The sequence below is a fragment of the Caulobacter segnis ATCC 21756 genome, assembly GCF_000092285.1.
Taxonomy (GTDB): domain Bacteria; phylum Pseudomonadota; class Alphaproteobacteria; order Caulobacterales; family Caulobacteraceae; genus Caulobacter; species Caulobacter segnis.
The window spans coordinates 1,525,967-1,541,054 of record NC_014100.1; the positions used below are offsets into that span (position 1 = coordinate 1,525,967).

17 protein-coding genes are annotated in these 15,088 nt (G+C 67.8%); 12 read left to right on the top strand and 5 right to left on the bottom strand.

The genetic code is table 11. From position 1 onward, the window contains the following. Window positions 1–46: 46 nt before the first annotated feature. Complete coding sequence (xth, locus tag CSEG_RS07110) at window positions 47–835, bottom strand: exodeoxyribonuclease III (RefSeq protein ID WP_013078575.1); 789 nt, start codon at window positions 833–835, stop codon at window positions 47–49. 67 nt (window positions 836–902) lie between these two features. Continuing rightward, window positions 903–1,235, bottom strand: coding sequence for an iron-sulfur cluster insertion protein ErpA (gene erpA / locus CSEG_RS07115; RefSeq protein WP_013078576.1), 333 nt, complete (start codon window positions 1,233–1,235; stop codon window positions 903–905). Window positions 1,236–1,323: 88 nt separating this feature from the next. On the opposite strand from erpA, the gene CSEG_RS07120 reads away from it, so the two are divergent. The 5 genes from CSEG_RS07120 to scpB all read left to right on the top strand — a co-directional run bounded on the left by CSEG_RS07120 (window position 1,324) and on the right by scpB (window position 5,998). Further along, window positions 1,324–2,508 (top strand): deoxyguanosinetriphosphate triphosphohydrolase, encoded by a 1,185-nt coding sequence (locus CSEG_RS07120; protein WP_013078577.1) that lies wholly within the window; start codon window positions 1,324–1,326, stop codon window positions 2,506–2,508. Window positions 2,509–2,671: 163 nt separating this feature from the next. Then, window positions 2,672–3,469 carry a cell division protein FtsN gene (gene ftsN / locus CSEG_RS07125; protein ID WP_013078578.1) on the top strand — a complete coding sequence of 266 codons (798 nt, stop codon included), beginning with the start codon at window positions 2,672–2,674 and terminating at the stop codon, window positions 3,467–3,469. Next, on the top strand, window positions 3,466–4,503 hold the full coding sequence (gene nagZ / locus CSEG_RS07130) for a beta-N-acetylhexosaminidase (protein WP_167535118.1): 1,038 nt from the start codon (window positions 3,466–3,468) through the stop codon (window positions 4,501–4,503). The genes ftsN and nagZ overlap by 4 nt, the downstream gene beginning before the upstream one ends. After that, a complete protein-coding gene (locus CSEG_RS07135) occupies window positions 4,500–5,324 on the top strand; it encodes a segregation and condensation protein A (protein ID WP_013078580.1) in 825 nt (274 codons plus the stop codon). Before nagZ ends, CSEG_RS07135 begins: the two co-directional genes overlap by 4 nt. Beyond that, window positions 5,321–5,998 carry an SMC-Scp complex subunit ScpB gene (gene scpB / locus CSEG_RS07140; RefSeq protein WP_013078581.1) on the top strand — a complete coding sequence of 226 codons (678 nt, stop codon included), beginning with the start codon at window positions 5,321–5,323 and terminating at the stop codon, window positions 5,996–5,998. Before CSEG_RS07135 ends, scpB begins: the two co-directional genes overlap by 4 nt. A 9-nt stretch (window positions 5,999–6,007) precedes the next feature. On the opposite strand, the gene CSEG_RS07145 is transcribed toward scpB, so the two are convergent. After that, entirely contained in the window at window positions 6,008–6,316 is a 309-nt protein-coding gene (locus CSEG_RS07145) for a hypothetical protein (RefSeq protein ID WP_013078582.1), read from the bottom strand. Between the two features lie 269 nt (window positions 6,317–6,585). Here CSEG_RS07145 and tatA point away from each other — a divergent pair, with 269 nt between their 5' ends. The 3 genes from tatA (at window position 6,586) to tatC (ending at window position 8,390) form a co-directional block, all read left to right on the top strand. Continuing rightward, window positions 6,586–6,810 carry a twin-arginine translocase TatA/TatE family subunit gene (gene tatA / locus CSEG_RS07150; RefSeq protein WP_013078583.1) on the top strand — a complete coding sequence of 75 codons (225 nt, stop codon included), beginning with the start codon at window positions 6,586–6,588 and terminating at the stop codon, window positions 6,808–6,810. 87 nt (window positions 6,811–6,897) lie between these two features. Beyond that, window positions 6,898–7,497 carry a Sec-independent protein translocase protein TatB gene (gene tatB / locus CSEG_RS07155; protein ID WP_013078584.1) on the top strand — a complete coding sequence of 200 codons (600 nt, stop codon included), beginning with the start codon at window positions 6,898–6,900 and terminating at the stop codon, window positions 7,495–7,497. Continuing rightward, window positions 7,494–8,390: a twin-arginine translocase subunit TatC gene (tatC, locus tag CSEG_RS07160; RefSeq protein ID WP_013078585.1), complete on the top strand. Its 897-nt coding sequence runs from the start codon at window positions 7,494–7,496 to the stop codon at window positions 8,388–8,390. Before tatB ends, tatC begins: the two co-directional genes overlap by 4 nt. A gap of 62 nt (window positions 8,391–8,452) precedes the next feature. On the opposite strand, the gene CSEG_RS21505 is transcribed toward tatC, so the two are convergent. Then, window positions 8,453–8,914: a hypothetical protein gene (locus CSEG_RS21505; RefSeq protein ID WP_013078586.1), complete on the bottom strand. Its 462-nt coding sequence runs from the start codon at window positions 8,912–8,914 to the stop codon at window positions 8,453–8,455. A gap of 294 nt (window positions 8,915–9,208) precedes the next feature. On the opposite strand from CSEG_RS21505, the gene serS reads away from it, so the two are divergent. The 4 genes from serS (at window position 9,209) to dipM (ending at window position 14,088) form a co-directional block, all read left to right on the top strand. Then, window positions 9,209–10,648 (top strand): serine--tRNA ligase, encoded by a 1,440-nt coding sequence (gene serS, locus CSEG_RS07170; RefSeq protein ID WP_013078587.1) that lies wholly within the window; start codon window positions 9,209–9,211, stop codon window positions 10,646–10,648. Beyond that, entirely contained in the window at window positions 10,645–11,460 is an 816-nt protein-coding gene (gene surE / locus CSEG_RS07175; RefSeq protein ID WP_013078588.1) for a 5'/3'-nucleotidase SurE, read from the top strand. The genes serS and surE overlap by 4 nt, the downstream gene beginning before the upstream one ends. Continuing rightward, window positions 11,457–12,125, top strand: coding sequence for a protein-L-isoaspartate(D-aspartate) O-methyltransferase (locus CSEG_RS07180; RefSeq protein ID WP_013078589.1), 669 nt, complete (start codon window positions 11,457–11,459; stop codon window positions 12,123–12,125). The genes surE and CSEG_RS07180 overlap by 4 nt, the downstream gene beginning before the upstream one ends. Before the next feature lie 94 nt (window positions 12,126–12,219). After that, the gene (dipM, locus tag CSEG_RS07185; protein ID WP_013078590.1) at window positions 12,220–14,088 is read left to right on the top strand and encodes a cell division endopeptidase DipM; all 1,869 of its coding nucleotides are present in this window, start codon (window positions 12,220–12,222) and stop codon (window positions 14,086–14,088) included. A gap of 126 nt (window positions 14,089–14,214) precedes the next feature. Here the strand turns inward: dipM and CSEG_RS07190 are convergent, their stop codons facing one another. Next, a complete protein-coding gene (locus CSEG_RS07190) occupies window positions 14,215–15,066 on the bottom strand; it encodes an ATP-binding protein (RefSeq protein ID WP_013078591.1) in 852 nt (283 codons plus the stop codon). Window positions 15,067–15,088: the final 22 nt, after the last annotated feature.

The window sequence follows — 15,088 nt, forward strand, 5'->3', positions numbered from 1 at the left end:
GACTAGCGGCGCTTGCGATTCCCGCCCAGAGGGGCAGGCCGTCGCATCAGACGCGGAAGTGACCGACGACCGGGACGTGGTCGGAGGGCTTTTCCTTGTCCCGCTCGTCGCGGTGAATCACCACGTTCTCCAGGCGATCGGCGGCCTGGGGCGACAGCAGCAGGTGGTCGATGCGGATGCCGAGATTCCGCTGCCAGGCGCCGGCCTGATAGTCCCAGAAGGTGTAGCCGCCCGGCGCGCCGTCGGTCTGCATGTAGGCGTCGGTCAGGCCCAGGTTCTTCAGGGCGCGGAAGGCGGCGCGGCTTTCGGGGCGGAACAGGGCGTCGCCCAGCCAGGCTTCGGGGTTGGCCACGTCCTGGGCTTCGGGAATGACATTGTAGTCGCCGGCGATGACGAGGTTCTCCTCGAAGGCCAGCAGGTTTTGAGCGTGAGCGTGCAGGCGACGCATCCAGGCAAGCTTGTAGTCGAACTTCTCGGTCCCGATCGGATTGCCGTTGGGCAGGTAGATGCCGACCACCCGAAAGGGCGTCTGCGCGCCGATCACCGCCTCGACATAGCGGGCCTGCTCGTCGACCTCGTCCTCGGACAGGAAAGGCAGGCCTTTGCGGACGTCCTCGACCGGGTGTTTCGAGAGCAGGGCGACGCCGTTATAGGTCTTCTGGCCGTGGACGACGACGTTGTAGCCCAGGCGCTCGAAGGCCTCGGCGGGGAACTTCTCGTCGACGCACTTGATCTCCTGCAGCACCGCGACGTCGGGCGCCTCGGCCTCGAACCAGCCGAGCACACGCTCCAGGCGGGCGTTGACCGAATTGACGTTCCAGGTGGCGATGCGCATCGAGGACTCCAGACTTGAGCCGGGAAGCTAGGGCCCAAGGCTGAGCGGCTCAAGGCGCCGCGTGGCGCTAGATCGAGAAGCTGACGCCGCAGCCGCAGCTGGACTTGGCGTTCGGGTTGCGGACCCGGAACTCCGCGCCGGCCAGCTCGTCGACGAAATCGATCTCCGAGCCCTTCAGCAGGGCCAGGGAGACGACATCCACCAGCGCCGCGGCGCCGTCGCGCTCGATCTTCAGATCGTCGTCCTCGACGGAGTCGACCAGGTCGAAGCGGTACTGGAAGCCCGAGCAGCCGCCGCCGTCCACCGCGACGCGCAGCATGAGCGTGCGTCCCTCGCTGGCGGCGATGGCCTTGATCCGGCGAGCGGCGTTTTCGGAAAGCGTTAAGTCTGTTTGGGTCATGGCTGTGGAAAAGTCACCTTCGCCCTATATGAGGGTGTCGCGGCCTCTTCGAAAGGGGCCAAATCGACCAACGCGATAAAGGCGGTTTATGTCTCAGGTCCCGTACTTCGTCCCGCGCGCGCCCTACGCCGAAGATCCGTTCAAGTCGAAGGGCCGTCGCTTCCAGGAAGACGAGAGCCGCACCCGGACCCCGTTCGCGCGCGATCGCGACCGCATCATCCATACCTCGGCCTTCCGTCGCCTGAAGGAAAAGACCCAGGTTTTCGTGGCGCACGAGGGTGACAACTTCCGCACCCGCCTGACCCATTCGCTGGAAGTCGCGCAGGTGGCGCGTTCGCTGGCGACGGCTTTGGGCCTGGACAGCGATCTGGCCGAGACCATCGCTCTGGGCCATGACCTGGGCCATCCGCCGTTCGGCCACGCCGGCGAGGACGAGCTCGAGATCCAGATGCGCGAGTACGGCGGCTTCGACCACAACGTCCAGACCTTCCGGGTCGTGACCGAGCTGGAGCACCGCTATCCGGACTTTCTCGGCCTGAACCTGACCTGGGAGACCCTGGAAGGGATCATCAAGCATAACGGCCCTGTCACCAATAAGCTGGGCAAGCCGTCCTGGAAGGCGATATCCAAGTACGACAACGAGTACGAGCTGGGCCTGGACAGCTGGGCCTCGGCCGAGGCCCAGGTCGCGGCCCTGGCCGACGACATCGCCTACAACAACCACGACGTCGACGACGGCGTGACCGCGGGCCTGTTCACGCTGGACGAACTGATGGACGTGCCGCTGATCGGCCCGATCCTATTCGCGGTGAAGAGCGAGCGGCCGGATCTCGACCCGCGCCTGACCCATCTGGAGGCCATCCGCCGCATGATCGGCGCCATGATCGACGACGTGATGGGCGAGACCCTGCAGCGCGCCGCGGCCACCGGCGTACAGTCGGCCGACGACGTGCGGGGATTGGACCACGCCCTGGTCGCCTTCTCGCCGGACATGGCCGAGGACCTGGCCCGCCTGCGCTCGTTCCTCTACGAGCGCATGTATCGCCACTGGCGCGTCAATCGCACGCGCAGCCAGGCCCGCCGTATTCTCGGCGAAATGTTCGCGCTATTCCTCAAGGAGCCGGAGGTCCTTCCGACCTACTGGTTCGCCAAGTCGCAGAACCGCGACGAAGCGGGCAGGGCGCGCGTGGTGTGCGACTACATCGCGGGCATGACCGACCGTTTCGCGATAGAAGAGCACCGCAAGCTGTTTCATCTCGACGTCTGGAACTAGGCTTCCGATCGCCGGGGCGAAGCGGCTAGGACGAGCTCGGCTCGACCCGCAACTGAGCGGCGCGAATGCTTCTGAGACGGCGCGGCCTTGGGGTAACCTAAGGCCGGCGCGGCCGATTCGAGGCTTTCGATCCGCGCCCCGAGTTTTTGGAGCTTAGCTTAAGATGTCCGATCCGCACCGCGGGGCCTACACGCCGCCCACCGACGCGCCTCTGTCGTTCGACGCGCGTCAGCCCGTGCGCGGCGCCCGCCCGCTGCCCATGACCCTGATCATCAGCGCGGTGGTGCTGGTCACGCTCGTTGTCGGCGTGGCGCTTGTCTATCGCGGCGGCATTCGCAATCCCAACGAACCGCCGCCCGCCGTGGGGTCGCAGGTCGCCGAGATGAAGGCGCCGCCGCCGGCCAACAGCCAGCCGCAGGATCCGGCCGCCGGGCTTCAGATCTATCAGAGCGATGAAGCGCAACCGTCGGCGACCTTCGCGGCCCCGCCCGAGACGCCGCAGCCGCGTCCCGCCGTTCCGCTGAACACCGCGCCGGTGCAGTCCGCCGCCTTGCCGCCGTCCAAGCCGGCCGCCGCGCCGACCATCGAGTCCTTGGCCACCGACGCGGTGGCGCCCAAGCCCGCGCCGAAGCCAGTCCAGGTCGCCGCCGCCACGCCGGCGCCCAAGCCCGTCGCCGCCGCGCCGACCGCCGCCGCGCCCAAGCCGGTCGCGACCGCCACCGGTCCCGCTTCCGTGCAGATCGGCGCGCTGTCCTCGCCGGCCCTGGCCGACAAGGCCTGGACGGACGCCGTGCGCCTGGCCCCGGGCCTCGCCGCCGGAAAGGGCAAGAAGGTCGAGACCGTCGACAAGAACGGAACCACCCTCTACCGCACCTCGGTCACCGGCTTCCCGAACCGTGAAGCCGCCAAGGCCTTCTGCGAGGCGATCGCCGCCTCGGGCAAGTCCTGCTTCGTCAAATGAGCCTGCTGATGGGCGCCTCTTCCGCCGCCATCCTCGGCTGCGCCGGGACCACGTTGACGGCTGAGGAGGCCGCCTTCTTCAGGGACGTGAAGCCCTGGGGCTTCATCCTCTTCAAGCGCAACATCGCCGACCCCAACCAGGTGCGCGCCCTCACGGCCGCCCTGCGCGAAACGGTCGGCCGGCCTGACGCGCCGATCCTGATCGACCAGGAGGGCGGCCGCGTCGCCCGCCTGCAGCCGCCGCACTGGCGGACCTATCCGCCCGGCCGCGCCTATGGCGAGCTGGTCGCCAACGACCCGCTGGTCGCGCGGGAGATCACGCGCCTCGGCGCCCGCCTGATCGCCCACGACCTGCATTCGCTGGGCGTCAACGTCGACTGCGTGCCGGTGCTGGACGTGCCGGACCCGCAAGGCCACGAGATCATCGGCGACCGCGCCTATGGCGACACGCCCGAGCAGGTGGCGACGCTGGGCCGCGCGGCGGCCGAGGGTCTGCTGGCCGGCGGCGTCCTGCCGATCATCAAGCACATCCCCGGCCACGGCCGCGCGATGGCCGACAGCCACCTGGAGCTGCCGGTCGTTAAGGCCAAGCTGGACGAGCTGGACGCCCGCGACTTCGCGCCGTTCCGGGTGCTGTCCGACATGCCGATGGCGATGACGGCCCACGTCGTCTACACGGCGATCGACCGCAAGAACCCGGCGACCACCTCGAAGAAGGCCATCAAGAAGATCATCCGCGACTCCATCGGCTTCGACGGGCTTCTGATGAGCGATGACCTGTCGATGAAGGCGCTCTCCGGCGACTTCAAGCAGCGCGCCAAGGACAGCCTTTCCGCGGGCTGCGACGTCGTCCTGCACTGCAACGGCGACATGGCCGAGATGAAGGCCGTGATGTCGGGCGTCGGCAAGATGTCCAAGGAGGCGCGCCGCCGGGCCCAGGCGGTCATGAACCGGCTGGTCAAGGTTCCCGAGCCTTTCGACGTCGCCGAGGCCCGCGCCCGCTTTGATGCGGCGTTTGACGGAAAGTACGCTTGAGCACGGGCTTCCAGCCCACATTCGACTTCGAGGCCGCCCAGGAGGCGGCCGAAGACGGCGCCGCGCTCGTCATCGACATCGACGGCTACGAAGGTCCTCTGCACGTCCTTTTGGCGCTCGCGCGCAGCCAGAAGGTCGACCTGTTGCAGCTGTCGATCACGCGTCTGGCCGAGCAGTACCTGGCCTTCGTGCAGCAGGCCCGCCGCGTTCGCTTCGCCCTGGCGGCCGACTACCTCGTGATGGCCGCCTGGCTGGCCTATCTGAAATCCCGCCTGCTGCTGCCCAAGCCCGAACAGCCGAAGGCCGAAGAGCCGCCGGCCGAGGAGATGGCCGCGCAACTGGCCTTCCGCCTGGCCAAGCTGGACGTCATGCGCAAGGCCGTCGAGGCCCTCAAGGAGCGGCCGATCCTACGCCAGGACGTCTTCATGCGCGGCGACCCCGAGGCGGTGAAGATCGTCTCCTCGACGCGGCTGGAGGGCGACCTCTACGGCCTGATGAGCGCCTATATCGAGCAGCGCAAGCGCGAGCACAGCCGCCACTACGCCCCGCGGCCGCCGACCGCCTATCCGCTGGAAGACGCCCGCGATCGTCTGCGGAGCCTGCTGCCGAAGATGGAGGACTGGACGGTCCTGTCGTCCGTCGCGCCGATCGAACAGGCGCTCGAGGACGACGACGGGCCAACGCCGGCGTCGTACCTGGCCTCGACCCTTTCGGCCTCGCTGGAGCTGGTGAAGGAGGGCGTGCTGGAGGCCCGCCAGTTGGACGCGTTCGAGGACATCTACTTGCGCACGCGGTCCGAGCCGCTGCAAATCGCCGAATGACCACCGAGCTGGATCCTCTCTTCGTGGAGCGCTGCATCGAGGCGCTGCTGTTCGCGGCGGCCGAGCCGCTGAGCGACGTCGACCTGGCCAAGCGCCTGCCGGAGGGCGCGGACATCGCCGCCGGGATCGCGGGCCTGCGGGCGCGTTATGCGGGCAGGGGGATCGAGCTGGTCGAGGTGGCCGGGCGCTGGCGCTTCCAGACGGCCCACGACCTGGCCTTCCTGATGACGGAGGAGCGCGAGGAGCCGCGCCGCCTGTCGAAGGCCGCCCAGGAGACCCTGGCCATCGTCGCCTATCACCAGCCCGTCACCCGCGCCGAGATCGAAGCGGTGCGCGGGGTCCAGGCCAGTCGCGGCACGTTGGACGTCTTGCTGGAGCTGGGCCTGATCCGGATGCGGGGACGTCGTCGCACGCCGGGCCGGCCGGTGACCTTCGGCACCACCGACGCGTTCCTGGAGCACTATGGGCTGGCCACTCTGGCCGACCTGCCGGGCATCGCCGAGATGAAGGCGGCGGGCCTGCTGGAGATGAATCTGCCGCCGGGCTTCAACGTGCCGGATCCGCTGGGCCTGCGCCCGGCCGGCGACGAAGAGGATCCGCTGGATCTGGACGACGGCGAGACACCGGAGTTCGCCCAGGACTTTCTGGGCGAGCCGGAAAAGGCCGACGGCTAAGGTCCTTCGCTAGGCGAGGATGTCGGCGACCAGGCCCGTCTGGCCCTTCTTGCCGATGTCGTTCTGGACCTGCTGCTTGACCATGTCCTTGAGCTTGTCCTCGATCTTCTTCCGCTCTTCCGGGGGCATCGCCTTCAGCTGCTCCTCGGTGACGCCGAGCTTGGCCAGCATCATGGCCCGCATCTTCTCGGCGGGGGACTTGGACTGGAACTTCAGGAACTCGTCCTTGGCCGACGGCTCGCCGATGGGCGAGGACGTGGACGCGCTGACGCCGGCATAGGCGTAGGGCGACGAGGAACCGATCGAGGAAATCGACAAGACGGACGCTCCCGCAATGAGGGTGCGACATCTTGGCAAGAAGCGCGCCAGCGGCTCGATGTCATGGATTTCAAAGGCTTGCGGCGTATGGCCTCAAGCGGGGACCCGCCGGTTGGTCATGTTGACCGAGCAGAATTTGCCCTTTTGCCCCTAGACCCCCGCCGCCGGGGCGAACGATGGTGGCCGGCCCCGCGAACGCCTATATTCCAGGGCATGTTGTAACGACGCGTCGCAGCGGCTATCTGGCGCTGTCGCAAGGAGTCTAGGTTATGGGAAGCTTCGGTCCTATCCACTGGATCATCGTCGCCGTCGTGGTGCTGCTGCTGTTCGGCGGCCGCGGCAAGCTGTCGGGCATCATGGGCGATGCGGCCAAGGGCATCCGGGCGTTCAAGGATGGCCTGAAGGACGACACCAGCAGCGAAGTCGCCGACAACAAGGCCAAGGGCGCCCTGCCGCGCACCGAGGCCGAGGCGGAAGAGCTTCGCAAGTCGTAAGGTTTGAGGCGCGCGGGGACGGTCTCCGCGCGTTTTGGTCCACACTTCCCGGGGGGTCTCAAGACCCCGCCGCTCTAAGGCGCGTCCATGCTTCCTGATATCGGCGGCACAGAACTTCTCGTCATCGCCGCCGTCGCCTTGATCGTGGTCGGTCCCAAGGACCTGCCCGCGCTGCTGCGAAAGCTCGGCCAGTTCGTCGGCAAGATGCGGGGCATGGCCTCGGAGTTCCGCGCGAGCTTCGACGAGATGGCGCGCCAGTCCGAGCTCGACGAGCTGCGCCGCGAGGTTCAGGCGATGCGCTCCGGCCAGTTCTCGAACCCTGTGCAGGCGGCCGCCGACGCGGTCCGCGAGGGCGGCGCCGACCAGGTGTTCGCCGACATCGACGCCTCTCTGAGCAGCGGCGCGGCGCAGATGCACCCGTACGCTGGCGCGCAGGCGCATGATCCCGCGGCGCCGGCCGACAATTCCATCCTGCCGCCGCCGACCGCCGAGATCGTCGAGAAACCCAAGCGCGCCCCGCGCAAGAAGGCGGTCGCCGAGCCGGCGATCGTCGAACCGGCGAAGTCCCCGCGCAAGCGGGCGGCCGCCAAGAAGGACCTCACCGTAGAGGCTCCCAAAGCAACGCCCGCGCCGCGTAAGCGCTCGGCCAAGGCCGGCGGCTCCAAAGCTACGGACATCGTCTCGTGAACGACAAGGCGCTTGGATACGACACCGACGACGAGATCGAAGCGTCGCGCGCGCCCCTGCTGGATCACCTGATCGAGCTGCGCATGCGGCTGATCATCTGCGTGGCCTCGATCGCGGTGGCGTTCGGCGTGTGCTTCGCCTTCGTGAAGCCGATCTTCCTGTTCCTGGTCCGACCGTTCACCGTCGCCGAGGGCCTCAAGGCCATGGAAGACGCCGGCGGCAAGCATGGGTCTTTCGACCTGTTGCTGGCCCTGGTTGGTCTGAAGTCGGTTCCGGCCAGCGCCATGGCGGGGATCACCCTGCAGGCGACCGCGCCGCTGGAGCAGTTCTTCACCAACATCAAGCTGTCGGCGTTCGGCGCCATCATTCTGGCGTTCCCGATCATCGCCTGGCAGCTCTACCGGTTCGTGGCGCCCGGTCTCTATAAGAAGGAACGCAACGCGTTCCTGCCCTTCCTGGTCGCCTCGCCGGTCCTGTTCCTGATCGGCGCGTCGCTGGTCTACTACATCATGCTGCCGTTCGTGCTGTGGTTCTCGCTGAGCCAGCAGATCGTCGGCGACGGCGTGAAGGTCGTGCTGCAGACGCGCGTCTCCGAATATCTGACGCTGGTCACCACCTTGCTTCTGGCGTTCGGGCTCAGCTTCCAGCTGCCGGTCGTGCTGTCGCTGGGCGGGTTGGCCGGACTGATCGATTCCAAGATGCTGCGGACCGGTCGCCGGTACGCCATCGTCGCCGTCTTCGTCCTGGCCGCCATCGTCACGCCGCCGGACCCCATCAGCCAGATCACCTTGGCCGTGCCGTTGTGCCTGCTTTACGAGGTCTCGATCTGGTGCGTGTGGCTGATCGAGCGTCGGCGGAAGCGGGAAGACGAAGAAGCGGGTCTGACGGACTAAGAGACACGAAAAAGGGCTCCGCGGATCGCGGAGCCCTTCTTTGTTTCGACGAGGCGAAAGCCTTAGGCGGCGGCGCCGACGCGGGCTTGCAGCTGGGCCTTGGCCGCGCGGACCGTGTCGGTCACGCAGGCTTGGTAGGTCACGACGCTGAAGTTCTGCTGAGCCTTGCAAACCGTCTGGGCGGCGGTGCGGATTTCGGCGTGGACTTGATCCGCGGTCTTGCCCTTCAGCGAGATGCGGACGACCGAGACGCTTTGAGCGACTTGGGTCTTGCCGCCTTCGCGAGCGCGCAGGATCGAGGCCAGTTGACGGTGAGCGCTCATGATCGCGCCGTCGACGCAGTCATCGATCTGGGTCTTGGCGACGGTCGAGCAGACGGTGGTCGCGGCGGTCTTGATTTCGGTTTCGATCTGCACCGAGTTCTTGTTGGCGATCGAGACGCGGACTTCGTTGGTGGCGGCGCCGGCCGGAGCGGCGACAGCGGCGGCGATGGCGAGGGCGGCGAAAGCGGCGAAGGTCTTCATGGTTCAAAAATCCTCTGAATGATCGAGAAGGCCGGGGAGGGCCGTAAAGGTCAAAAACGCGTACTGAATTGGTCGCGGCTTTTCGGCGATCGCCCTTAAGTCGGGGTGTGGAAGGGCGCTTAATTCTCGTTAACAGGTAGGAATTGGGTGCGGCGCGCTGTCGCACCCATTCCGACGCTCCGCGCTTTCCGGGCGCGCGCCGTCTTGACCCATTGGGGCGTCGCGGCGCTTGGCGCCCCCGCCGACGCGCCTTAGAGAGGGCGTTTCCCACCGCCTCTTCCGAGCTTGCGTTCGATGCACGACATCAAGGCCATCCGCGACAACCCCAAAGCCTTCGACCGCCAGTGGTCGGCCAAGGGACGTTCAGGCGCGGCCGCCGAGGCCGTGAAGCTCGACGCCCAGCTGCGCGCGGCGCAGACGGCTCTGCAAGAAGCCCAGGCCAAGCGCAACGAGAGCTCCAAGCTGATCGGCATGGCCAAGGCCAAGAAGGACGAGGCCGAGGCCCAGCGCCTGATGGCCGAGGTCGAGACGCTGAAGGGCGTCATGGCCACCGCCTCCGAAGAAGAGGCGCTGGTGGGCGGCAAGCTGAAGGACCTGCTGGCCAGCCTGCCCAACATCCCCGCGCCCGAGGTTCCGGTCGGCGAAGATGAAGCCGGCAATGTCGAGCAGCGCCGCTGGGGCGACGCCGCCAAGCTGCCGGCCGGCAAGCTGAACAAGCCCAAGGACCACGTCGACCTGGGCGCGGCCCTCGGCGGCATGGACTTCGAGGCCGCGGCCCGCATGAGCGGCGCGCGCTTCGTGGTGCTCAAGAAGGAGATCGCCCGCCTGGAGCGCGCGATCGGCCAGTTCATGCTGGACCTGCAGACGGTCGAGCATGGCTACACGGAAATCAGCCCGCCGCTGCTGGTGCGCGATGAGGCTCTGTTCGGGACCGGGCAACTGCCCAAGTTCGAAGACGATCTCTTCTTCACTGGGAACGTGACAGAGGTTGAGCGAGGCGTCACAGAAGCGCTCGCATATCTCGATCAGCACCAACCGGTCGCTGAGGGCTCCTCTCTCGCTTCTCAAATAGCTGAGCAAAATGAGCTTCGCGGTATTCGGGAGCTTGTACTGAAGCACTCTCGTCGCTGGCTGATCCCCACCGCCGAAGTCTCCCTCACCAACATCGTCCGCGAGCAGCTCGTCGCCGAGGAAGAGCTGCCGATGCGCCTGACGGCCCTGACGCCGTCTTTCCGCGCCGAGGCCGGCTCGGCCGGTCGCGACACGCGCGGCATGATCCGCCAGCACCAGTTCTACAAGGTCGAGCTCGTTTCGATCACCACGCCGGACCAGTCCGAAGCCGAGCACCAGCGCATGGTCGAATGCGCCGAGACCGTGCTGAAGAAGCTGGAGCTGCCGTTCCGCACCATGCTGCTGTGCACCGGCGATATGGGCTTTGGCGCCCGGAAGACCTACGACCTCGAGGTCTGGCTGCCGTCTCAGGACATGTACCGCGAGATCAGCTCGTGCTCGAACTGCGGTGAATTCCAGGCCCGCCGCATGGAGGCCCGCTATCGCAAGACCGGCGAAAAGGGCGGCCACTTCGTGCACACCCTGAACGGCTCGGGCCTGGCCGTCGGACGGACTCTGGTGGCGGTGCTCGAGAACTACCAGGACGAGGGCGGTCGCATCCACATCCCGGCCGTGCTGCAGCCCTATATGGGCGGGATCACGCATATCGGGGGCGCGGCGTGAGGATCCTCCTCACCAACGACGACGGCATCCACGCCCCGGGCCTGAAGGCGCTCGAGACGATCGCGCGGGCGCTCAGCGACGACGTCTGGATCTGCGCGCCCGAGTACGAGCAGTCGGGCGCCAGCCGCGCCCTGACGCTCTCGGACCCGATCCGCGTGCGGAAGCTGGACGACCGGCGCTTCGCCGTCGAGGGCACGCCGACCGACTGTGTGATGATGGCCGTGCAGCAACTGATCGACGGCCCCGCGCCGGACCTGGTGCTGTCGGGCGTCAATCGCGGTCAGAACCTGGCCGAGGACGTCACCCTGTCGGGCACGGTGGCCGGCGCGATCGAGGGCATGGCCCACGGCATCCGGTCGATCGCCCTGTCCCAGACCATGAACTTCTTCCACGACGAGGTCGTCGCCCACTGGGAGACGGCCGAGCATTTCGGTCCGGGGATCGTCCAACGCCTGCTGGAGGTGGGCTGGCCCGCCGACGTCGTCATGAACGTCAACTTCCCCGCCTTGCCGCCCGAGAAGGTCGCAGCGGTCGAGGTGACCCGCCAGGGCTTCCGCGACGGCCTGTTGCGCAACATGGAAAAGCGCACGGACCTGCGCGGCCGCGACTATTACTGGATGGGCTTTTCGGCCAAGGCCTCGGAGCCGGCCGAAGGCACCGACCTGAGAGCGGTTTATGAGGGCAAGATCTCGGTCACGCCGCTGCACATCGATCTGACGCACCATGAGAGCGTCCACAAGCTGAAGAGCTTGCTGGGGGGCGCGCCGCCCAAGCTTAAGACGTCTTCCGATCCCTCCCGGGGGGGCGAATGAGCGGACGGACGACCAAGGCGGCGGAGAACGCCAAGGCCGATCTGCCGCGCCTGATGCAGGCCCTGCGCGACCAGGGGGTGACCGATCCCCAGGTGCTGAAGGCCATCGAGACCACGCCGCGCGACCTCTTCACGCCGGACCTGTTCAAGGACCGGTCCTGGGAGGACTCGGCCCTGCCGATCGCCTGCGGCCAGACGATCAGCCAGCCGTTCATCGTCGGGCTGATGACCCAAGCCCTGACGGTCGAGCCGCGCGCGCGCGTGTTGGAGATCGGCACCGGCTCGGGCTACCAGACGACGATCCTCAGCAAGGTCTCGCGCCTCGTCTATACGATCGAGCGCTATCGGACGCTGATGAAGGAAGCGGAGGGCCGCTTCCAGAAGCTTGGTTTGACCAATGTCATCACCAAGTTCGGCGATGGCGGCGAGGGATGGGCCGAACAGGCGCCGTTCGACCGCATTATGGTCACGGCTGCGGCCGAAGATGATCCCAAGAGGCTGCTTTCGCAGCTGAAACCTAACGGCGTGCTGGTCGCGCCGGTGGGGAAGGGGCCAGTCCAGAGCCTTCGCCGCTACGCGGGCGACGGCAAGGGGGGCTTCCGGGTCGAAATCCTTTGCGACGTGCGGTTCGTGCCGCTGCTGGCCGGCGTCGCCAAGGACCAGTGAGTTTGGGGCGTCGGGCGTGGTCCGGCGGCCTTGGTGTTAAGACTTGATTCACCCTGGCGGCGCCTTGTGAAGGCCCGACGGGAAAGGAGACGTCATGAGGCAGTTGTGGACGCAAGCGGCGGTGATCGCCCTGTCGGCTGGAACGCTCTCCGCTTGTGCGACCGCCCCGCAATATTCGACGCGTGAGGGACAGGCCCCCGCGTCCGCGACGCGGATGCCCACGCCGAATTTCCCCATCACTCAGCCGCCGTCCTCAGCGTCGCAAGGCGCCGCCCCTCAGGCCACCGCGCCCGAGGCGGGCGCCGAGTCCGACGCCGTGGCGACCGCGCCGACGGTGGCCACCGCACCGGCTCCGGTCCAGTCCCAGCCGCTGGCGCCGGTGACCCAGTCAGAGCTGCCGCCGCCCGCGCCAGCCCGCGCGGCGCCGCAGCCGACCCTGCGCTCCGTTCCGCCCAGGACCGTCGTGACCACCTCGGTGACGGGGCCCGTGGTCGAGGTCGACGGCAAGCCGCAGGTCCATGTGGTGAAGTCGGGCGACACCCTGACCTCGATCGCCAAGAAGTTCGGCGTGAACGTCAACGACCTGGCCAAGGACAACGCCATCAAGAAGGGTCAGACCCTGCGTCTGGGCCAGAAGATCAACGGCCCCGCCAGCGAGCAGAAGGCCTATGTCGTCCAGACGGGCGACACGATGTTCGCGATCGCCAAGCGCTTCACCATCACCGCCTCGGCCCTGGCCGAGGAGAACGACCTGTCGACCGGCGCCTCGATCCGCAAGGGCCAGCGGCTGCTGCTGCCCGACGGCTACAAGGACAAGGGCCCGGTCAAGACGACATCGGTCGTCCCGGGAACCGCCGCGCCGGAGACGGCTGTCGCCGAGGAGGAGGCCGCCCCGGCCCCGACCCGCTCCAGCGTGTCGTCGCGGCCTTCGCGCCAGCCGGCCGCCGAGCCGACCACCGTCAGCACGACCTCGCTCAGCGTCACGGGCGCCGTGGTCGAGGTCGCGGGCAAGCGCCAGGTTCACACCGTGAAGTCGGGCGACACCCTGACCTCGATCGCCAAGAAGTTCGACGTCAACGTCAACGATCTGGCCGAGGACAACAACATCAAGAAGGGTCAGACCCTGCGTCTGGGCCAGAAGATCAAGGGCCCGGCCAGCGAGCAGAAGGCCTATGTCGCCCAGTCCGGCGATACGCTGGCCGAGATCGGCAAGCGCTTCGGCGTCACCGCCCGGGCCCTGGCCGCCGAGAACGGCCTGCGCGCCACCGCCACGATCAAGAAGGGCCAGAAGATCCGTCTGCCGGACGGCTTCCGGGACAAGGGCCCGCTGAAGACCACGACGACGGTTGCGAGGCCGGCCCCAGCCGAGCCGTCGAACACCTACGCCCGGGTCGAGACGCCGACTCCCGCCCCCTCGACGCCATCCGCGCCGGTTCCGTACACGCCCAGCTATCCGCGCCCGAGCGCGCCGGTCGCCGCCCAACCGGTGAGCCCGCCGCCCGCCTCGTCGCGTCCGATCATCGAGAGCAGCGCCGCCCCGACCGAGGCCGAGATCATCGCCTCCGGCAAAGGCAAGTTCGACTGGCCGCTGCGCGGCGAAGTCATCTCCGACTTCGGCGTGAAGGGCACGGGCCAGCGCAACGACGGCCTGAACATCCGGGCGCCGCAGGGAACGCCGGTGCTGGCCGCCGCCGACGGCGAGATCGCCTACGCCGGCAACCAGGTGCCGACCTTCGGCAACCTCGTGCTGGTCAAGCACGCCGACGGCTGGGTCACGGCCTACGCGCACCTCTCCAGCACCACCGTGAAGATGCGCCAGCAGGTGAGGCGGGGCGAGCAGATCGGTGCGGTCGGCGCCACCGGCGGGGTCAACGAGCCCCAGCTGCACTTCGAGATGCGCTACGCGCCGACGGTCAAGGACAAGGCCAAGCCCGTCGATCCGGGGCTGCTGCTGCCGCGTTAAGGCTCCATCCTCCCCCTAGCGGGGGAGGTGGTCGTGAAGCGACCGGAGGGGAGGTGCTGATGAGCCTGCTTCTTCCCTCTCCGTCGACTTCGCCGACACCTCTCCCTTGAGGAGAGGATTTTTCTTCTAGCCCGGCAGCTTGACGCCCAACTCGCCCGCCAGGTCGCGCACGAACTGCCAGGCCACCCGGCCCGAGCGGCCGCCGCGCTGGGTCGACCACTGCAGGGCGCGGCGATCGAGATCGGGCGCTTCCAGGCCAAAGCGCTCGGCATAGGCGTGGATGGCGGCCAGATAGGTGTCCTGGTCCATCGGCGGGAAACCGATCCACAGGCCGAACCGGTCGGAGACGCTCATCTCCTCCTCGGCGTTCTCGGCCGCCGCGATCGCGCCCTGGCTTTCGACGTGGTCGCGCGGCATCAGGTGGCGGCGGTTGGAGGTGGCCACGAACAGCACGTTCTCGGGCGGGCCCGAGACGCCGCCTTCCAGCGCCGACTTCAGCGCCTTGGCCGCGGCCGCGCCGTCTTCGAACGAGAGATCGTCGCACAGGACGACGAAGCGCTCGGCCCTGGCGCGCAGCAGATCAAAGAGGGGCGGCAACGCCGCGACCTCGTCACGATCCACCTCGACCAGCTTCAGGTCCGGATAGCTGTCGGCCATAGCCATGAAGGCGGCCTTGGTCACCGAGCTCTTGCCGGTGCCACGCACGCCCCAGAGCAGCACGTGGTTGCAGGGCAGGCCGACGGCGAAGCGGCGCAGATTCTCCACGAAGCGCGCCTTCTGCCGATCGATGCCGACCAGCAGGTCCAGCGCCAGCGGATAGTCCGGCGCGGGGGCGAAGGCGCCCGAGACGGGCTCGTGCCGAAACAGACGCGCGCCCGAGAAATCCGGCGTGGCCGGCGGCGGCGGAGCCAGGCGCTCCAAGGCGTCGGCGATGCGGGCTAGCAGGGGCCCAAATAGCGTGGGGAGCGCGTCGGTCATGCGCCGTTCCATACCCTCGCTC